This window comes from Nitrospirota bacterium, assembly GCA_020846775.1.
Classification (GTDB): Bacteria; Nitrospirota; 9FT-COMBO-42-15; order HDB-SIOI813; family HDB-SIOI813; genus RBG-16-43-11.
In genome coordinates this window covers 1-20,973 of sequence record JADLDG010000089.1, presented here as the reverse complement: position 1 = coordinate 20,973, position 20,973 = coordinate 1, and the positions used below count along the sequence as shown (strand labels likewise).

The window sequence follows — 20,973 nt, the reverse complement described above, 5'->3', positions numbered from 1 at the left end:
AAGGATAGAATCGGCAGATTTTCGACAGACTATACACCTTTTACTACAGGGTGTCAATCCTCATTTCTTCTTTATACAGACGGTTATATTCCATATAACTCCTGAAGACTTTTTTTACATATTCGCGAGTCTCCTTATACGGGATATCCTCAATAAACTCATCAAGTTCAACTCCACTGAGTTCATTCATCCATTGCTCAACAGCCTCAGGCCCTGCATTATAACTTGCTATTGCGAGGAAGATGTTCCCGTCAAATTGACGGAGTCTCTCGGAGAAAAATTTCGTTCCCAGTTCTATATTTGTCTCCGGATCGAATAAAGATTCTCTTCCGGCATATGAGTCTTTTGCCACGCGTTTGGCAGTCCCGGGCATTAACTGCATAAGACCTAATGCGCCGGCAGGAGATACGGCCTCTTTGTTAAACCAACTCTCCTCCCGAATTATAGCGTAAACCAGAAAGGGGTCCAGATTACTCCTTATTGCATGTTTTGTAATCAGATCGCTGTATCCCGCAGGATATACCAGCGGCCACAGGCTGTTGTCAGAGCCGTCTACGTTGTCAGACTTTAGTGAAGGAATATATGGCCGTATCGTGTACATGGCTCGATTATACTCGCCCAGTGAAGAGAGGATGTTTGCAAGCATCAGCGATGTTTCTTTGTTATCATTCATTCTGCTGCGTAACTTGAGAACTTCAGTTTTAGCGTCATCCTTTAATCCGAGATAAAGAAAGAGCCTGATGCGTTTCAGTCCTTGTTCCTCAGGATTATTGCTGATGCTGTCACGCGAAAATGAAATCCCCCTGTCATCCCGAACCTGAATAATTTGAGATACTGAAGACGATGCTGATTCGAGTTCAGCCCGATGTTCCGGTTGACATGCCTGTTTTTCATCATTTCTGTTCACATTAAAATAATATTTAGAAAACAGGCAATAGAACGATTGACCATGGTTACTGCATAACCGGCAAAGGTCCTTATTCATTGCCTCATAATCCCCGTTTTTTCCCAAAAGCTTTGCCCGCCAGTACAAGGCCTGTGCCTTATATGGATGTTCACCAGGGGAATTAATAATTGTATTGAATGTTTGCAGTGCTCCTTCTTTATTGCCGGTCTTATATGAAATCCATCCCTTCTTCCACGTGCTGTCAGCCGCAAAACTGTTCAGAGGATACTCGCTGATCACCCTGTCGAAATAAAAAACGGCATTTTTAATATCATTTCTTTCCGCGCAGATGTTCGCCAGCCTGAACAATACCTCCGGGTACCTTTCATCTTTTTTATACTGTTTCAGGAACTCTTTACTGGATGAGATATACGCGTTCTCTTTACCCAGCCTGAGGTAGGTTCTTCCAAGCCAATATGCGGCGTCCGGTGCCATTTTATCATGTGGATATTTTGTCAGAAAGAGTTCAAGGTTAGTTTCAGCCTCACCCGACATCCGCAACCTGTAATATGACATTCCAATTTTGAAAGCAGCCTCTTTCCTGACTGCCTTTGAAACCCCCTTTTTCTTTGATAACACGCTCTTATATTCGTCAATTGCCTCTTTATAATATCCTTTATCATAGAAGCTTGACCCCCTCCTGAAAATATTGTCTGCACTTAGAGGGAGATGGACCATCGTCTTTACTAACCGGGCCTCCCTGCTTAAAGGGTAATCAATCCATATTTTTTGGAAGAAGTTTTGGGCATCTGATTCCCTGCCCTCGCGAAGATAACTAATCCCGATGTTATACAATGCCTCAGGTACTGCCGTATCTTTTGAATAAATATCCAGGAATGTCTTAAAACCTGCCCTCGCATCCTTTGTATTACCAGTTAACTGGAAATTCCTTGATGCCCTCAGCAGGGCCTTTTTTTGTAAACCTGAGTCAGGATATGAATCATAAACCCTTGTATATAGTTTTGCCGCTTCGGCAGGGTTATCTTTTCTTTCTTCAGATTCAGCTAACCTGAACAGTGCATAATCAATAAGAAGCGGATATACGGAGATAATCTGTTCATAGTATAATGCAGCCCCTTCCAATCCAAGCTCACTCATAATATGTCCGGTCATGTACAGGGATGGACCTGTAATTTCAGGATCATTGATCTCCAGTCTGTTGTCTGCAAGGAACCTGAATTTTTCAAGGGCGCCATTGGGGTTCCCATCCTTATATTGACTAATGGCATCTTCATAGTAGGCTTCAGGATTAAATTGATATTCACAGCTGACGTCTCCTGACAACGAAGATGGTAATTCAGTTAAATTATTTGATGTTTCTTCCCCCTGCGGCAGGAGGCTTAAGGGAGGTGTGAGGTGTGCTATTTTGTCAGCAAAAATATCTGTCGTAGTACAAATGATTATGACCAAGGAAATAAGGATGGACCTGATTCGCATATTTATATTATAACAAGAAATGTCTGTGATTAACAGCGAATGAAGGGAAAAAAGTTAGTCCTTCGGTAAAAAAAGGATTTTTCTCAGTGCAGTCGTAAGCCGTCTCTCGCATTCTTTGCTGCGGTGTAGGCACCCTCAATATTTGCCGTAACATCCTCCATGTTAAACGTGTGCCATGATGTCTTTGCATTCTTCAAATAATTCCTGGCAATTGTCAGCTGTTTTTCAGATTCAGGGGTACTTTTTCTATCCTTCTGTGCCTCTTTGATGAAATCTTCTGACCAACTTACAACTGTATTAGCCAATTCCATCATACTAAGGACATTTTTGACTTCCTTTGGTGCATTAGGAAGAATGCCTCTCTTATTATTATGGCATATGGTGCAGAATTCCGTTATCTGTCCTGACGTAAGGATGAAAGTACCCATCGAACCATGACACGTTACACAGGATGGACCTCTGCCTGAGGTCTTCAACTCTGCATAATGCCTGCTCCTGGAAAAATTGACAAGCTCCTTGCCATGGCACTTTCCGCAAGTTTGTGGAAGGTTTCTGAAATAAACAGGGCTCCCGGGATCACCTGATCTGAGGACTCCTTTGTGAGCTGCAGTCTTATCAGCAGATACCGGATCCCCGCCGTGACATGCCTCACATCTGACATTATTCTTGTCATGCACAGAGCCTGTATAATCAGAAAATTTATGTCCGGCATAAGAGCCAGCGGGAAGGTCCTTGTGACACCCAATACAGGAGTTGTTTTGTTCTGCAGCAGAAATGGCAACCGGCATCAAGGTACCAAGAGTAAGAAGTAAAACAAGAAAAATAACAGACATGTTTTCTCCGCTCTTTCTATTTAACTCCCCATGAACGTATGAATGCCATGAGAGAGTCTATCTCTTCAGGCTTAAGGAGTTTCTGGTAGCCTGGCATACCTTTAACCCCTTCTGTTAAAGTCTTTCTGATCTCTTGATCCGTCTTGCTGAGGACCTTAGGATCATTTATTTTGATCGCAACCCCACCCTGACCCTGCTCTCCGTGACACATTACACATTTTTTCTTAAAGACAACTTCCCCGGACTTCAAATCAGCGGCATGAGAAGAAGAACCCAGTAACAGTATCCCTGTAAATACTGCATTAACGACTATTGCGAAGATTAATTTTCTGTAATTCATACTATCTCCCTCGGTTATTTGTTTTTCTGTGATGGCTCATGTCAATCATTTTGCAGGCAAGCAATCGCAGTCTTTCGATTCTGTACCGGATATTGTATTGTGAATTTTCTTTGATGAGTATTTCCAGGTAGTATATCATAATTAAAATAGCAGTAGGATATTATTCTGTCAATCTCTGCGTGACTGATAGTAAGGTAGTGATGTAAAATGATTGAATATCCCCTTTCCCTTCCGTTTTTCAGAGGGGGTATCGGATTCCCATCTTTACAGGGGGAGGGGATGGAGGGGTGAGCGGGAATATTCTTGTGAAAAAAACAGACCTGAAAAATCTAAGTTTAACAGAACTGGAGGAGTTTTCGCTTTCTTCAGGGCTGCAAAGGTACAGAGGGCGTCAAATATTTCACTGGGTTTACGGTAAGAGTGTGGAGTCACCTGAAATGATGACGGACCTCTCAAAAGAGAGCCGTGAGCTCCTATCCGGGAAGGCATACATAAGCAAATTGCTTGAAATCAGGAGGCAGGTATCTTCTGATGGTACAGAAAAATTCCTGTTTAAGCTTGAGGATGGTCACAGTGTAGAAAGTGTTCTGATACCGGAGGAAGACCGTTTAACACTCTGCATATCAACGCAGGTTGGATGCGGGATGGGTTGCACATTCTGCCTCACAGGTAAAGGCGGGCTCGTGAGAAATATGAAAAGCTCAGAGATAGTAAGCCAGGTTCTCCTGGTTCAGAAGGGTCTGCCGGAGAGAATGGGAATCACGAATATTGTGATAATGGGTATGGGTGAACCCCTGTCGAATTATAATAATGTGACTAAAGCAATTGAAATCCTTAAGCACCCTATGGGGCCTGCTATCGGAGCCCGCAGGATTACGCTCTCGACCTCCGGGCTTGTACCGGGAATCAGGAAACTGGGGGGATGCAGTCTGAACATCAACCTTGCAATATCTCTGAATGCATCAACAGATGAACAGAGGAGCTCGATAATGCCGATAAATAAAAAATACCCATTGAAAAATCTGCTCGATGCGTGCAGGAACTATCCCCTTCGCAAGGGCAGGATGCTGAGCTTTGAATATGTCCTCCTTGAAGGGATTAATGACAGCCCGGAAGACGCAAGGCGTGTTTCCAAGCTGCTCAAGGGATTACAATGCAAGATTAACCTGATACCTTTTAACGAGTTTCCAGGATCCCCTTATAAGAGGCCGTCTGAGCAGTCTGTTTACAGGTTTCAGGAGATACTTGTCAATAACAATTACTCAGTATTTATTAGAAAGTCACGCGGCCGAGATATCCTTGCCGCATGCGGTCAATTGAGGGAGGAGATCATTCCACCATCCGCGCAATAGTAATTACATATACCCTGTCAGCTCCGTTTTCCTTCAAAACCCTTGAGCACTCATTGATTGTTGACCCTGATGTGTAGACGTCATCCACGAGGATTATCTCTTTACACTCTATAATCTTTCTGTCATCAACACTAAAAGCCCCTGATACGTTTTCTTTTCTATCCTTGCCGTCCAGTTCAACCTGTGGTCTTGTGTGGCGATGGCGTACGAGAGCGTTTGCTGCAATTGGAATGCCGAGGATCCTCCCAAATACTGAACCTATGATGGCTGACTGGTTAAACTCACGTTCCCTGAGCCGTTTAACATGAAGAGGAACGGGTACAATCACTGTTTTCGCTGAAACAGCTGATTCAGCCCGATAGGCAGGGAAGCCGCACACTTTATCAGTAGTTCGAGGGAAATGAACTTCTCGAACTGTTCTTTCAATTAAAGAAGATGTCAGCGCCTGCTCAGCCAGCTTTTTCCCAAGTTGTATCTTTTTTTTATATTTAAAGAGCTTTATGGCCTCAGACAATGCACCTGTATAACGGCCAGCCGATACGGACATGTCAAAATATGGAGGTTTCTCACGACAGTCTCCGCAAATGTGACCTGCAGCAGATTGTCCGGGCCAGGATTTCTTGCCGGTATCAAAATAATTATTAACATATGGCACTCCGCACCTCGGACAGGATGGAAAGTCTAACCACTCGATACCCTGCCAGCACTCCTTACAGAAATAGGGTGTAACTGCATCTGCAGAGACCATTCTATTGCAGTTTTTACACGCTGAGGGAAAAATCAAGTTTATTGCATGAGACAGCAGTTTCATACGAAGATAAAGCCCCCTGTCACTCACACCGCGGTCATCCTGAATGTATTTAAGGATCTGAAACAACTGGGTTACATTTCATGAAATATGCCAATCTCTAACTGCTTATAAGCAAAGTAAAACACAGAGTTGTGAACCCATGCCTGCACATTGCTATATGCACAATGAAACGAGGATGACCGTAATCATGTGCATTTATGTTATTGCTTTTACACTGCTTTTTATGATAAAAGTTAATAAGTTAGGAGGTGAGAAAATGCAGGATGATGATCAGTTTACGATAAGGGATAAGAGGCGATTTAAAGAGGATGGGGATGCTGCCGATGTTCCGAAAGATCAGGAACCCGGACATGAGAAGCGGGAAGAGGCTGGCGCTGAAGAGCAGTCTTACTCGATTCCAACTGAAATTAATTTTGCAGCATTTACATTCTCCCTTGGCAGGTCAGCTTTTATACATCTTGGCGAAGAACCGGATCCTGTCAGCGGCATAAAGAAGGTATCACTTCAATTGGCTAAAGAGACTATTGATATTATCTCAATGCTTGAAGAAAAGACAAAGGGTAACCTTACTCAGGAAGAAGGTCAGTTAATTAAGAACCTCTTGTATGCCTTGCGGATGAGGTATGTTGAATTAGTTTCCAAGAAAAGTGCTTGAAGCTGAAAACTCATAAAAAAGCACACCTGTCATGCTGAACTTGTTTCAGCATCCTGCTTGTTCCCTAAGAAGGATGATATAGAAACAGAGTTACTGATATAGGAGAGCGGTTGAAAAGTAAGTATGTGATTGTTTTCTCCATTATTGTTTTCTCCCTCCTCATAATTTCTGCGTCAATTTATCTGGAACGTGAATACCTCACGCGTATAATTGAACAAAAGGTCTTACATATAGTTGAAGATTCCATAGGTCGGAGAATTACATTTTCTGACAGTCAGATAAACCTGTTCCCCTTTTACTGGAACCTTAATAATACATATATGACAGAGAAAGACGATGGCAAGGTTCTGCTGACAGCTAAAGAGACCAGGGTCTATCTCAGTCTTGCCAATTTACTAAGTAAAAGAGTACACATCGGAAATATCAGGTTGGTTGAGCCGTCCCTTACCATAAGAAGATATCCTGACGGCAGTATGAACATTGCAGGCCTCTTTCCTGACACACCAAAGACCGGATGGGTCGTGAAGATTGAAAAAATCCAGGTGGTAAAGGGACGTATAAGGATTGATGATCAGCTAAAAGAGAGAGATGTCTTACTGACGAACTCTGAGGGATTCGTATATCCTGACCTGGTCAGGAAGGAAGTCACTACGGACCTCTCAGCTACAGGTGATTATAGGGACCCATATATATCCAAAAAAAAACTCAATGTTAAGGGGGTCCTTGTCTTTGTGGCAAAAGAGAAGAAATTAGAAAGGGTTAAAATCAGGAAGATTAACATCTCTTCGGCAGGCGGATCAAATGTTTACGGCGAAGGATATATCAGGGGGGATGACTATGTGGAACTTACGGGGAACATGTCCATATTACTGAAAGATATAGCCTCTGACATCCCAGGCAAAAAAGACTTAATCGGCAAAGTAACATTTAAGGGAGGCATTAGAGGAATGCTGCCGCAGCCTGCAGTAGAAGGGACTGTTGACGCGGAGGAGGTTGCATACGATGGTGTTAAATATGGTAAGGTCAGGGGAAGGCTATTATGGGAAGATGATCTTTTATCACTTTCAGGTCTTAAAGGTCATGTCCTTGGAGGTGATATAGATGGAAACATAAGTATCAGGCAATCAGATGGAACACCATCGTATACGGTAAATATAAAAGGAAAGGCTGTAGAACCATATGCGCCTTTGTCCCGCTATCTGCCAGGTGTTACTGCGTCTATAGATGAGAAGGGCACGGTGAATGCAGAGATATCGGTCAATGGCAGTGGACATGACATGGATGAGATTGAAGCCAGAGGGTGGCTTACATATAAAGATGAAAGTCAGGATCTCTCTGTTTCAGGGCAGTTAAACAAAGGGCTTAACCTGAGTGCCGGCTTTACAGGAGGATTAAGAGACATAGCAAGTTATCTCCATATACCCTACTTTCCCCTGCACGGACCTGCATCTCTAAGCGGTGATGTTTCAGGAAACATGGAGAAACCTGTGGTGAGTGGCATTATTACTATGCCTGAAGGTATCGTAAACGGGGTAGCCTTTGATTCAATTACAGCAGATATTTCTTTATCAGGAGGCAATCTGACACTGAAGCCGGTGGTCTTCAGAAAGATGGATGCTGTTTACAGCGTGACCGGCACTATCAAGTTCCGGTCACCAGGTTTTAAAGACCCGTATTTCGACCTGGGGGGCGACATAACGCTGGGAATCCCTAAGGATATTAGCGCTATATTCTATAAAGAAATACCGGTAGATATGAAGGCAAGCGGCAGGATAAAATTTGCCGGAGAAGCACATGATTTCTCCGGAAGTGCAGATATGAATGTTTCAACTTTTTCAGTATACGGACAGAAGTTCGACAGCGGTCATGTGGCTGTATCGCTCACAACGGAGAGGGTAATTTTTGACAAAGTAAAGGTGGAGCGCAGTGATGAGTCTGTAGTTGGAAGCGGCTGGATAGAATACAGCGGAGAGTCAAAGGGGACTTTTCATGCAGAACTGGATTCTCAGCAGTTTAACCTGCAGAATTGGGAAATACTAAAGAGTACCTTTTCTTCCGTGAGTGGTGCAGGGACATTTAGTGTAAAGGGAAGCGGTAAGTTGAGTGCTCCTGTTTTGGAGGCTGTGATTAATGTCCCGCATCTTATGATTAACGGAACAGACACTGGTCAAACGCAGCTGACGGTGTCAAAATCAGGGGATGAACTGAAGCTCAGCGGAAAACTTATGGATATAGATTATAAGGGTACCGTGGGGTGGAACAGGGATGCACCGTTTGAGATATTTGCACAAATTAAGAATAGCAGCCTGAATACATTCCTCCTGCTTTTTAAACCATCGCTGGCACGCGATATTACGGCTACTGTGACAGGGGAGTTTACATTAAAAGGCCTTCTATCTGATTTGAAGACATTAGATGCAAAGGCCCTGATTTCAGAATTTACAGCTAATTATGGCGAATATAGCGTAGAAAACGATGGAGATTTACAATTCAGTATTCAGGAAGGCAGGTTGTCACTTGATATCGTCAGGTTTAAGGGAGAAGGGACATCACTTGGTATGATAGGCACTATCTCTCTGCATGGAGAGTCTAATGTCTTCACAAATGGCGAGGCTGATCTGAGACTACTATCACTCTTTACCCCTGAGATCAAATACAGCAGGGGAAAGATGTTCATTGCATTTTTGATGAGCGGTGACTTAAAGAACCCCGCGATTCAGGGCGGACTTGTTATAAAGGATGGTACCCTCAGGAGCAATACATTAAAGCAGACACTGGAAGGAGCAGAGTTGTCGCTATTTTTTAATGGACGTGAAATTGTGCTTGAATCAATGAGCGGCCGCCTTGGCGGCGGCACTGTCAATGTCACAGGCAAGGTAACTACAGAGGACTTCGTTGTAAAAGAGTTCGGGTTCGTCCTGGAGATAGCTGATGCCATTTTCAGGTATCCGGAAGGACTTACAACGAAGATTGACGGAACGCTTGTTTTTCAGGGGACACCGGAGTCAAAGGGACTGAAGGGTGAGATAAACCTGGAAAAGGCTTCCTATGAAAGAAACATAAGCATCCGATCGCTTATCTTTGAACTCCGGAAAAAGAAGGCAAATAACGAACAACCCCTGCCCTTTATAGGAAACACAGATATTAATATATATATTACCGGAAAGAAGGACCTCTGGATAAATAATAACATTGCCAAACTTCCCTATGAGGTTGATCTCATCCTGAAGGGGACCATAGATCACCCGCTGCTTTTTGGGAGGATGGAGGCACTTGACGGGACATTTATATTCAACAGAAATGATTTTAAGGTGATTTCTGCTTCCCTGGACTTTGTCAGTCCGGATAGCATCAATCCTGTAATTGATCTCCACGCGTCAACAGAGGTTAGAGGATACTTGATAGACATGAGGCTTTCCGGAACAACTGACAGAGTTGATCTTTCACTCAGTTCTGACCCTTCTCTGAGCGAGACTGATATTCTTGCACTTCTGACAACAGGTCAGACGGCCTCAGAGGCATCCGATACACTGGCTGAAGTGGGCGCTTTTGAGGCAACAGCATTTCTTGCGGCGCCGATTCAGGAAAAACTGGAAGAGACTTTAAGTGATTTTATAAAGGTTGACAGGTTTCAGGTAGACCCTTACTATTCGAATTCAACGTCATCAGCAGGCGCAAGGCTTACTGTCGGCAAGAGATTAATGGATGACAGGCTCTATGTTACATATACCACAGGTCTTACTACTGTAGAAGAGCTCATTAAGCTCGAGTACCTTCTCAGCAGGAATGTTTTCCTTGTTGGTGAGAGGGATGAGCTTGGAAGAGTGAGCGGGGATATCAAGTTCAGGTTTGAGTTCAAATGATATGTATTTCATATATTCATTATTTCTTGCTGCTATTTTATTAACTGCTCAATGCTCATATGCTCAGGATAGTCTGAGTACATTTGCCGGCAGGCCGGTATCATCTATAACTACGTTTACTGATACCGGCATAACAGGCAAAGATGTAGAAGAGGAGTGCAATATCAAGACAGGTGAGTTGCTTTCGCTCCCTCAGGTAAGAGATTGTATCATCCATTATTACAGGAAAGGAATCTTTAAAGATGTTAGTGCAGAGGCCGTGCAGGAAGGAGACGGAGTTGGTCTCAGGTTCCACTTTGTTGAAAAGATGAAGATAGCTGACATCAAAATAAAAGGTAATAAATATTTTTCAGCAAAGAAGATTAAGGCGGCTATTACGCTTAATAAAGGAGGGGAGTTATCGGATGAGAAGATTACAGTATCAAAAGAGAATATCATCAAGTTATATAAAGAGGCCGGATTTTTTAATGTATCGTTAGTTATACTCACTAATCCCGAGGGTGACTCTAAGAAGTCGGACATAGAGATTAATATAGAGGAAAAAGGGAGGGCCCGGATTTCAGATATAACGTTTTCTGGCTATAAGGTCTTTGATGACGAAAAACTAAGATCACTTCTCAGAACAGGCAGGAACGATTATTATAATGAAAGAGATATGTTTTCGGGTATAAAGGCTATTACCAACTATTATTATAAGAAAGGCTATATTAAAGCGCTTGTCAATGCACCGGAATTGATTTATGACAGGGTCAGGGAGGAGGTCTCTGTTAATCTCCCAATAGATGCCGGTCCTCATATAGAGATTAAATTTGAGGGTGCAAATGCTGTTAGCCCGGCTGCCCTTACGAAGGAGCTTCTGATATGGAAAGAAAGGGCATATGACAGCTCCGTTATTGATGAATCTGCTGATCATATTACAGAATTTTATCAGAAAAAAGGGTATTACTTTGTGTCAGTCTCATACAAAGTTGAGAAACCGGATGACAGAAATATACGTATCGTCTTTATCATTAAGGAAGGTAAGTCAATCACTATAAAGAATATCAGTTTTATTGGAAATTCTTTTTTTAAGGACGAAACACTCAAGGAATATGTTGATATTAAAGAAGGGGGATTTTTAAATGATGATGTCCTGAAGGAGGGATTGAGGGGCATAGCGAGTCTCTACAGGAGCAACGGCTTTCTTGCTGTCAGGATAACTCATGAGGTCTTATATATAGAAGAAGCTCAAGCCGTCAGCGTTGATATCAATGTTGATGAAGGTCCGCAGACCCTGTTATCACAGATCCGTCTTGAAGGCAATAATTCATTCAGCAGGGAGGAGATTCTTATCAGTAGTAAGTCAAGGGTTGGAAAGCCGTATAACGAATCACAGATAGTAGATGACATATACAATATACAGTCGTTTTACCTCAGGAAGGGTTATATATATGTATCCGTAGAGCAAAAAACCACATTTAATGATGATAATACTACTGCTGTAGTTGATTATATAATACGTGAAAATAATCCTGTTTACATAGGGGAAATAAGTTTGACAGGCAACTCGTTTACAAAGGAAAGGGTGATCAGGCGGGAATTGCTTATTAAGGAGGATGACCTGTTCAGCTATGAGAAAATATTCCGAAGTCAGAGACAATTGCAGAATCTGGGTATATTTAAGAATGCTAAGGTTGACATTCTGAACCCTGATATAAAGGAAGAGAAGAAAAAAATATCTGTCAGTATAGAAGAGGGTTATCCCGGACGGGTAGAGTTTGGAATAGGTTATGGAGATGTGGAAAGGATAAGGGGAATGATCGAGGGCGGGTATAAAAATCTATTCGGGACAGGCCGTCAGATATCGTTACGCGCAGAGGGTAGTTCAATAGAACAAAAATATAGCATCAACTATAAAGAACCGTGGGTACTTGGTTATAAGATGGACGGCAGGCTTAATTTAGTTGACTTGGCTGAAAATAAAAGTAGTTTTAACAGAAGGACACTCGGTTTCTCTGTCGGATTAGATAAAAAAATCAGTGATCGTATAACAGGGTCATTAATATACCAGTATGAGGATGTGAAACTCTCTGATGTCCAGTCGGAGGCCATTCTGACACCGGAAGACACTGGAAAGGTTGAAATATCAACAATCAACCCCTCCGTAATCATTGACAGACGGGATGATCCGTTTAATCCGTCTAAGGGCTCTCTATTTAGTATTTCATTCCGTGAGGCTGCCAAGATTCTTGGATCGAGACCACAGTTTGCCAAGATAACGGTTCAGGACAGTCATTATTTCTCACCAATAAGTAAGCTTGTTGCCGCATTATCAGTCCGCGGCGGAGTGGCATGGAACTTTGGTGAATCAAATGAAGTGCCAATATTTGAAAGGTACTTTGTCGGGGGTCGAAGTACGATACGCGGATATGATCAGGACAAGGCTGGCATTCCAGGGAAGACGATAACATATGATGGTAAATCGTGGACGCCAACAGGAGGGAATATGATGCTTGTACTTAATGGTGAGCTCAGGTTTCCTCTCTTTAGAGGTATCGGGATGGTAGTCTTTATTGATGGAGGCAACGTCTGGAGAAATGTGGATGAGTTTGATATGTCTGAGATCAGGGCAACCTCAGGTGCAGGGATTCGTTATAATACCCCGGTTGGTCCTCTAAGACTTGATGTAGGTTGCAAGCTGGACCGGGAAAAGGGAGAGGATACCTGTACACCACATTTTACGCTGGGGCATGCTTTTTAGATTCCTAATTAATCTAATTAATCCTAACCAGGAGAATGATACCATGACCTTACATCCTTTAGCAGGGAAACCTGCCCCGCAATCTATACTGATCAACGTCCCGGAGCTGATCACCTCATACTTTACGAGGCATCCGGATGTGTCGGATCCGGCCCAGTGTGTCGCATTTGGCACCTCAGGACACCGGGGCGTTTCCTTGCAAAAAGGTTTTAACGAGGATCATATCCTTGCTATAACGCAGTCCGTTATCCATTACCGTAAAGAGAATGGTATTGACGGCCCGCTATTTCTTGGCATGGATACACATGCACTGTCGGAACCGGCCTATGTTACGGCACTGGAAGTCCTGTCAGCCAATGGGATCAACGTACTGATCCAGAAGGGGCGGGGTTATACGCCGACACCTGTAATCTCCCATGCCATCCTGACATACAACCGTGAAAGAAAGTCCGGCCTGGCCGATGGCATCGTCATTACGCCCTCTCATAATCCCCCTGAAAGCGGCGGCATCAAATATAACCCGCCAAATGGCGGACCTGCGGACACAGGTATTACACGGTGGATAGAAGGTATGGCCAATGATCTGCTTAGAAATAGTAACAGTGGTGTAAAAAGGATCCCATATGAAAGGGCGATCAAGGCAGATACTACGCGTGAACATGATTATATCAAATCATATGTAGAAGACCTTGAAAATATCATAGACATGGACATCATCAGCTCTGCCAGGCTCAGGCTCGGAGCCGATGCCATGGGAGGGGCAGGACTGGCATTCTGGGAACCTATAGCAGAGAGATATGGCCTGAATATTGAGGTTAAAAACCAGTATGCGGATCCTACGTTCCGATTTATGACTGTTGATAAAGACGGCAGGATCAGAATGGACTGCTCCTCTCCCTACGCCATGGTCAGCCTTATCAACCTCAGGGATCAATATGACATAGCCTTTGGTAATGACCCGGACTTTGACCGTCACGGGATTGTTACCCCTGGTGCAGGACTGATGAATCCGAATCACTATCTGTTAGTTGCCATCTGGTATCTGTTCCAGAACAGGAATGGGTGGAGGAGTGATGCCGCCGTTGGAAAAACCCTCGTCAGCAGCAGCATGATAGACAGGGTAGCAAAACACCTGGGAAGAAGGCTTTCAGAAGTACCTGTTGGATTCAAGTGGTTTGTTGAAGGGCTTATTGATGGTTCCTGCGGGTTTGGCGGTGAGGAGAGTGCAGGGGCATCTTTTCTGAGGAAGGATGGAACCGTCTGGACCACGGATAAGGACGGGTTTATTATGGATCTGCTTGCTGCAGAGATGACGGCAAGGACGGGCCGCGATCCGGGGGAACATTATCATGATCTGACAGAGATGTTTGGAGATCCTGTCTATGAGAGAATTGATGTTGCTTCATCCAGAGAACAAAAGAAGATTCTTGAAAGGCTCTCACCTGATCAGATTACCACAACTTTACTGGCGGGAGAAAAGATCATTTCAACATTCACGACGGCCCCGGGAAATGGGGCGCCTATCGGCGGTCTAAAGGTCGTTACAGAAAATGGATGGTTTGCCGCAAGGCCCTCAGGGACAGAGGATATCTACAAGGTCTATGCAGAGAGTTTCAGGGGAAAAGAACACCTCAGGGAGATCCAGGTTGAGGCAGAGGAGATCATCCGTAACACATTCAAGACCGCAGGAGTTTTATGACAGCTAACAAAGTGACGAAAAATTTGACAGTTGTTTAAGTGAGGTAACTTATTGATATATAAGTAAATTGTGTGATTATGAATTCAATCATTCTTTCTCCACCTCTAAAATAACTCAAATAGTGAAATAAAATTTAACACAAACTTAGATGGATAATTTTAATTCTATTAAAAAACAATGGGTTATATTGATGGCAAGGAATTTGCTAACTAAATGTTATTATCATCTAATTTTACAGAAAGGAGAGAAATCGATGAGGAATATATTAACAGGTGTAATCGTTATGGTCCTGTTTGTTACCGCGAATGTCGCTGCTGGAGGAACTCCTCCTCTCCCGCCTGTTACGCAGGTGCCTGAGCCCAGCTCACTTTTATTACTGGCTTCAGGGGCTGCATCAATAGGTGGAGTAGTCTTGTGGCGGTGGAAAAAGAGATAGGACATACCCATCACATTTTTTAAAGGGGCAAGGTTAGAGACCTTACCCCTTTAATTTTTTGTAATTCAAAAAAACCTTTTTTTCCGTTGTAACACTATAAATCTATGACAAGACGCAGACTGTTAAAGGTGATACTATTGTTTGTCATTGTATCAGTTTATACGACTGTCCTCTGGCGTTCTGAGTGGGGGAGATATCACATCTTACGCATTGTTAAGCCCCGACTCAAGGCCTCCTCACAAACCGGAGTTTTGTCAATCAGGGAAAAGGAAACAATTATTGCTTTTGGTGAAGTTTTGGTCAAGGAAAAGAGCCTGACGGAAGAAGAGAGAAAATATTTTATAGAACATATAGATTACAGAACACAAAACACACCTGGTTATCTTTCAATCTATCGCAGAACGGCGAATCTCTTAAATCGTCTTGCAAATTCCAATTTCTCCACGTTAGACCTGAATGATCGTGTTACAGTTGTCATATCCAATCATCTGAACTCTCATCATGTTAAGGGCTGGGAGTATCTTAACCTTTTTCGACGTCAGGATCTGACTATACGGACATATGTTGTCCCTGATATAATAAAAGGGTTTTATAGCTCTCCTGCTGGTTGGGCTATAGTCGGATATAAGACATTCCCCGGGAGATGCAGCAGCCAGTTCAGATATACTCATTCAGAAGTGTAATCACAAGAAGTTTATTATGAAATTGGAAAATCCTGATGTCTGTATTATTGGTGCCGGTGCAGCAGGTGGAATTATGGCATGGGAACTTGCCCGGCGTGGGATTAAAGTTGCTGTGATAGAGTCAGGTCCTGTTCATCCCATTGAGCAGCGATTTGAATACATGTATAGATTTCTGAGGGGCGAAAATCCCTGGCAAACAAAACTTCCAGGATTGGACCTCTACAGCACAGGGGGAGGTTTCCCTTATCATCTCGAGTGGAATCGTGCAAGGGGTGTAGGTGGAAGCACCCTCCATTGGGAAGGGTACACCCTTCGCCTGCATGAAAATGATTTTCGCATGTTCAGTCTTTACGGTATTTCAGAGGATTGGCCAATATCCTATGAGATCATTGAGTCGTATTATGGGAAGGCAGAGATTGCATTAGGTGTGGCAGGGACTCCAGATGACCCATGGAGTTCGTTCAGGAGTACACCATTTCCGCTTCCTCCTTTTGAATTCAGCTATTCTGACGGATATTTTTCCAGGGGGTGTAACAAACTCGGCATTGCCCTGCACCATCTGCCGCAGGCACGAAACTCAACAGCTTACGATAAACGACCCCAGTGCCAGACCTGCGGGACATGCCATGTCTGCCCCATTGGAGCCAAGGCGAGTATTGATATTACGCACATGAAAAAGGCTGTAGAAACCGGGAATGTGAATGTATTAATGGATTCTACTGTGTTAAGGTTAGAGACTGATCATTCGGAAAAGGTAAGCGGAATTATCTATGCTGGACACGACAGGATTGAACATCGTTTATCCTCACCAATTGTTGTTATTGCTGCCGGAGCTGTTGAAACACCACGACTTCTATTGCTATCTGCATCAATAAGTTTTCCGGATGGACTAGCCAATAGAAGTGGCCTGGTTGGTAATTATTTTATGTCTCACCCTGCGATAGACGTGACTGGCCGTGTGATAGAGAAGGTCTATCCATATCGTGTTGGATTTTCAACGGCGATGACACGGCAGTTTGCCATAGATCGTGACCGGGCGGCAAAGGGGGCATATTTTCTCGAATTTTTGAATTCTGCCGGCCATAAGCCTGAAGAGATTGCACTTTCATCTGAAAAATGGGGAAAGACTCTGGAAAGACATGTGCGGGAGGAGTTTGGTCATACATTAGGTGTTCGAGTCTATTGTGAACAATTACCTGATAAAAATAATTCTATTTCCCTGGACACTTCGAAAAAAGATTATTTTGGGAATCCGGTTCCCAAAATTTATTGCGGCTTAGGGGAATATGAACGCGGGGCATTAAAAGATGCCGCAGTGGCAGCAAAGACAATCCTGCAATCTGCAGGAGCCTCCGACATTGAGACCGGCACCCTTAGGTATGCTTCACATCAGATAGGAACTCACAGGATGGGCAAGGATTCCGGCTCAAGTGTTGTAGACGAAAATCTTTGTGCACATGATATCCGAAATCTCTATCTGGTTGGCAGCGGGGCTTTTGTCACATCGAGCGCATCGCCCCCTACTCTAACTATTGCTGCATTAGCGATCAAGACGTCGGAGCATATTGCCTCACTACAGCGGTCAGGGAGGACAGTATAAATTGAACCCTTTGTTTCAGATTTTATGTTATCTTAGTGCTGCCCTTCAACGTGAGGGGCCTATCAGAAGCAGAGGTATGCTGATCTTGTGTTTGAGAGTCCGGGAAACACTTCCGAACAGAATGTCGCCTATGAAAGAATGACCATGGGTGGCCATTGCCACTAGATCATAATCTTTTTCCTCGATCTCCTTCAGTATCTCTTTATCCGGTTCTCCGCTTCTGATAATGATATAGGTTTCGATATTCCTGGCCTGCAACACATCGCGGTGGGATTTCAAGGATGCTTCAGTCAGTTCACGCAACGCACGGTCCTGGTCGAGTGTGTGAGAGTGAACAACATGTAAAAGATAGACCTGAGCGTTGTTCTGAAGCGCCAGGGCCGACACATGCTCGATTATGGCATCGTCAACGGGTGAGCAGTCCATCGCGACCAGGATCTTCCTGTATGCCTGCATATCATCCTCCTCCTGCGATTGTTGAATAAAACAGGTAGATGTTCAGGACAATTACGACACTGGAGATGGTCACGGCGGCAGCGAACTCCAGTGTGCTGCTTTTAAAGAGGCCCATGCGGCTGTGATCGCGGCACAAAATTAGAAGTGGAATCAGTGTGAAGGGTAGCTGAATGCTCAGTACAACCTGACTGAAGATCAGAATGCGAAACGTGTCCATGGCGAAAAGAATGATTATAAATGATGGTATGGCCGTTACAAAAACGGAAACTCTGTAGAGCAGGGTCCGTGGATCTTCCGGTTTTCCCAGGAACCCGGTGATAACATTGACCTCTGCCATGGACGACGTCACTGATGAGCCGATTCCCGCGAATACAAGGGCGAGGGCGAACAGGAAACCGGCAAGAGGCCCGGCCAGAGGCTTCAGTGTTTCCGATGCCTGCTCAATGCTGTCAACCAGGATATGATGGCGGAAGAAGACGGAGGCCGCCACGATGATCATCGCTGAGTTCACCACCCAGCCTAAGAGCATGGCAGTAAGCGTGTCTATCTTCTCGTAGCGCAGGAGTGACATTTTTTCGCTCTCTGAAATACCCCAATTCCGGCTGTGAATGACGTTGGAATGAAGGAAGATATTGTGAGGCATCACAACCGCTCCAAGTATGGCCATGGCCACGTAAATGCTGCTTCTGTTGATATTGGGAACGACCATTGACGATGCCAGTTCGGACCAGTCGGGATTAACGATAAGAATTTCCACGAGGTAGCACAGACCGATGATTCCAAGAAAGATCATGATGATCGCCTCTACACGATGATATCTTTGGCTGACAATAAGAAACACTTCAAAGAGCACTGTGAGTAGTGCACCCGACCAAAGAGGCATGCCGAAGAGGAGATTAAATCCGATTGCCCCTCCCAGTAATTCCGCCACATCGGTTGCGAAACAGGCCAGAACAATCGTCAGCCCGAGGAATGCCGAGACCGGAAGAGAGAATCTCTCCCGGATGTTGACTGCAAGAGATTTTCCTGTGGCAATACCGAGCTTGGCGGCCATGTTCTGTATCACGATCAGCATGATCGTACTGAGCGTGATGACCCAGAGAAGTTCATATCCGAACTTTGATCCACCCTCAATATTGGTAGCCCAGTTGCCGGGATCTATAAACCCGACAGTGACAAGGAAACCAGGTCCAAGAAAGCTGAGAAGCGTCTTGAGGGGGAAACCTTTTCTGGATGCTGACAAAATTCTCATATATTCTTCTCCGGTTATAGCGTCAGACCGGAGGTTGTCAGGAGGAGTTGTGATCCCGGTCTCAGGCGCTCCTTTTCCGCGAGTCCTTCGTGGACTTCAAGCACATACCTGGAGTTTAGCGGCGGTTTGTATGTCGGACAGGGCTCAGAACGGCATGGAGGGACGCGTTCCTTCACATAGATAATACGGTAGTTACTGTCCAGCCAGAGAATGTCCAGTGAAATCAGGCAGTTCTTCATCCAGATACCATGGATCCCGTCCTGGGGATATATGAACAGCATTCCGCGGTCTTCCTCAAGGTGTTGACGATACATCATTCCTTCCATCTGTTGTTCGTGTGTTATGGCCTCTTCCGCAGTTATTAACCTGCCGGAAGGCAGTTGAACCGAGATCAGGGTGGAGGCTTCTCCGGAAGTACCATATTTCGATAATGACCAGAAGATGATAAGCATCCACAAGACCCACCGAAGCCTCATACCGGTAATCATAAGAGAGTCAAACTTTGTTGTCAATTACGCTGGGAGTCATTCCCTGACCATCTGCTCTATCATCAAAGGCCTCCATATCTTTTGCAGGATAAGGAATGAGTAAAGGCAGTATCCTTTTTTTATCATGGATTTCCGGATCAAGCCATTATGTTATAAAAAATGTCACGGAAGGTTTGTGGTTTCCGCAAGATCAAAATGATGTTATAATATTCTATAAGTTTTATAAAGCGTCCATACTTTTCTTAAAACTAACCCCTGCGTGCAGCAAGGAGGATAGGCCAATGATGTTTCCCAAGGAACAGAATAATCAGGGAGAATTTGTCAGACAGGAAGACCAGTTCAGGGGCTGGGTGACACACGATGGCTCAAGCGGTTATCCGGCTGAATCGGGCCGTTATCACCTCTATGTTTCTCTTGCCTGTCCCTGGGCTCATCGCACCATTATTATGCGAAAGTTAAAAAGGCTTGAAGATATCATCGGCATGACAGTTGTAGATCCTATTCGTGATGAGCGTGGATGGGCGTTTCGAAAAGGTCCGGGGTACAGTGAGGACCCGGTAAACGGCTTTCAGTTTCTCAGTGAGGCATATAAGGCATCGGATCCTGACTTTAACGCAAGGGTCACGGTTCCGGTCCTCTGGGATAAGGAGACGGGCCGGATCGTCTCAAATGCTGATGATGACATCATGCGTATGTTAAACAGTGAATTCAACTCATTTACCGGTTGCAATTTTGATTACTACCCTGAGCCGCTTCGTGAAGAGATTGATGAGATCAACGACATTGTTTATTCAAATATTAATGACGGTGTATATCAGGCCGGCTTTGCGACCACGCAGGGTGCCTACGAACAGGCAGTCCGGGCACTGTTTAAGGCGCTCGACTCCATAGATGAACGCCTCGCTGCAAGCAGATACCTGGTGGGCAATCAGATTACTGAGGCTGACTGGCGGCTGTTTGTGACACTGATACGATTTGATGCGGTCTATTACTCCCATTTTAAGTGTAACATACGCAGGATCGTAGATTATCCAAACCTGTATGGATACTTACGTGAGCTGTATCAGCACGACGGAATCGCAGAGACCGTTAATCTCGACCATATCAAACGACACTATTACATCACCCATACAGATATCAATCCCACCGGGATAGTCCCTCTCGGTCCTGAACTTGATTTAGATTATCCACACGGTCGTGATACTCTCACGTTTGAGCCATGAACATCCAGATTAAACGCGTGTATGACAAATCTGGTCCAAAAGATGGACTCAGGATTTTTAGTTGACAGGCTTTGGCCCAGGGGGCTGTCCAAAAAGGATGCGAAAGTTGACCTTTGGATTAAAGATGCAGCACCTTCCAATGAACTTCGTCGCTGGTAT

General features: G+C 44.3%; 16 protein-coding genes and 1 pseudogene. 10 read left to right on the top strand and 7 right to left on the bottom strand.

Features of this window, described 5'->3' with window-relative positions:
- Positions 1-43: 43 nt before the first annotated feature.
- The 3 genes from IT392_10695 to IT392_10685 form a co-directional block, all read right to left on the bottom strand.
- Complete coding sequence (locus IT392_10695) at positions 44-2,383, bottom strand: tetratricopeptide repeat protein (GenBank protein ID MCC6544946.1); 2,340 nt, start codon at positions 2,381-2,383, stop codon at positions 44-46.
- 83 nt (positions 2,384-2,466) lie between these two features.
- A complete protein-coding gene (locus IT392_10690; protein ID MCC6544945.1) occupies positions 2,467-3,216 on the bottom strand; it encodes a hypothetical protein in 750 nt (249 codons plus the stop codon).
- A 16-nt stretch (positions 3,217-3,232) separates the two neighbouring features.
- On the bottom strand, positions 3,233-3,556 hold the full coding sequence (locus IT392_10685) for a cytochrome c (GenBank protein MCC6544944.1): 324 nt from the start codon (positions 3,554-3,556) through the stop codon (positions 3,233-3,235).
- A gap of 299 nt (positions 3,557-3,855) precedes the next feature.
- Between IT392_10685 and rlmN the strand changes: the two genes are divergently transcribed.
- Positions 3,856-4,908 carry a 23S rRNA (adenine(2503)-C(2))-methyltransferase RlmN gene (gene rlmN, locus IT392_10680; protein ID MCC6544943.1) on the top strand — a complete coding sequence of 351 codons (1,053 nt, stop codon included), beginning with the start codon at positions 3,856-3,858 and terminating at the stop codon, positions 4,906-4,908.
- Here the strand turns inward: rlmN and IT392_10675 are convergent.
- On the bottom strand, positions 4,886-5,785 hold the full coding sequence (locus IT392_10675) for a ComF family protein (protein ID MCC6544942.1): 900 nt from the start codon (positions 5,783-5,785) through the stop codon (positions 4,886-4,888). The two genes, rlmN and IT392_10675, sit on opposite strands and share 23 nt — an antisense overlap.
- 190 nt (positions 5,786-5,975) lie before the next feature.
- On the opposite strand from IT392_10675, the gene IT392_10670 reads away from it, so the two are divergent.
- The 7 genes from IT392_10670 to IT392_10640 all read left to right on the top strand — a co-directional run bounded on the left by IT392_10670 (position 5,976) and on the right by IT392_10640 (position 17,395).
- Entirely contained in the window at positions 5,976-6,374 is a 399-nt protein-coding gene (locus IT392_10670; GenBank protein MCC6544941.1) for a DUF1844 domain-containing protein, read from the top strand.
- A gap of 110 nt (positions 6,375-6,484) precedes the next feature.
- Positions 6,485-10,237 carry a translocation/assembly module TamB domain-containing protein gene (locus tag IT392_10665; protein MCC6544940.1) on the top strand — a complete coding sequence of 1,251 codons (3,753 nt, stop codon included), beginning with the start codon at positions 6,485-6,487 and terminating at the stop codon, positions 10,235-10,237.
- Position 10,238: 1 nt separating this feature from the next.
- Complete coding sequence (gene bamA / locus IT392_10660; protein ID MCC6544939.1) at positions 10,239-12,977, top strand: outer membrane protein assembly factor BamA; 2,739 nt, start codon at positions 10,239-10,241, stop codon at positions 12,975-12,977.
- A gap of 43 nt (positions 12,978-13,020) precedes the next feature.
- Positions 13,021-14,676, top strand: coding sequence for an alpha-D-glucose phosphate-specific phosphoglucomutase (locus tag IT392_10655; GenBank protein MCC6544938.1), 1,656 nt, complete (start codon positions 13,021-13,023; stop codon positions 14,674-14,676).
- A gap of 253 nt (positions 14,677-14,929) precedes the next feature.
- Positions 14,930-15,112: a PEP-CTERM sorting domain-containing protein gene (locus tag IT392_10650; GenBank protein ID MCC6544937.1), complete on the top strand. Its 183-nt coding sequence runs from the start codon at positions 14,930-14,932 to the stop codon at positions 15,110-15,112.
- Between the two features lie 104 nt (positions 15,113-15,216).
- The gene (locus IT392_10645) at positions 15,217-15,795 is read left to right on the top strand and encodes a hypothetical protein (GenBank protein ID MCC6544936.1); all 579 of its coding nucleotides are present in this window, start codon (positions 15,217-15,219) and stop codon (positions 15,793-15,795) included.
- Between the two features lie 16 nt (positions 15,796-15,811).
- On the top strand, positions 15,812-17,395 hold the full coding sequence (locus IT392_10640) for a GMC family oxidoreductase (GenBank protein MCC6544935.1): 1,584 nt from the start codon (positions 15,812-15,814) through the stop codon (positions 17,393-17,395).
- A 45-nt stretch (positions 17,396-17,440) separates the two neighbouring features.
- On the opposite strand, the gene IT392_10635 is transcribed toward IT392_10640, so the two are convergent.
- From IT392_10635 to IT392_10625, 3 genes are read right to left on the bottom strand one after another with little or no spacing between them, the layout of a single operon-like run.
- A complete protein-coding gene (locus tag IT392_10635) occupies positions 17,441-17,851 on the bottom strand; it encodes a universal stress protein (GenBank protein ID MCC6544934.1) in 411 nt (136 codons plus the stop codon).
- 1 nt (position 17,852) lies between these two features.
- On the bottom strand, positions 17,853-19,103 hold the full coding sequence (locus IT392_10630) for an Nramp family divalent metal transporter (GenBank protein MCC6544933.1): 1,251 nt from the start codon (positions 19,101-19,103) through the stop codon (positions 17,853-17,855).
- 14 nt (positions 19,104-19,117) lie between these two features.
- Positions 19,118-19,615, bottom strand: coding sequence for a DUF192 domain-containing protein (locus IT392_10625; GenBank protein MCC6544932.1), 498 nt, complete (start codon positions 19,613-19,615; stop codon positions 19,118-19,120).
- 257 nt (positions 19,616-19,872) lie between these two features.
- Here IT392_10625 and IT392_10620 point away from each other — a divergent pair, with 257 nt between their 5' ends.
- The gene (locus IT392_10620; GenBank protein MCC6544931.1) at positions 19,873-20,814 is read left to right on the top strand and encodes a glutathione S-transferase family protein; all 942 of its coding nucleotides are present in this window, start codon (positions 19,873-19,875) and stop codon (positions 20,812-20,814) included.
- Positions 20,811-20,973: pseudogene (locus tag IT392_10615) on the top strand (DUF488 family protein). The gene IT392_10620 and the pseudogene IT392_10615 overlap by 4 nt, the downstream one beginning before the upstream one ends.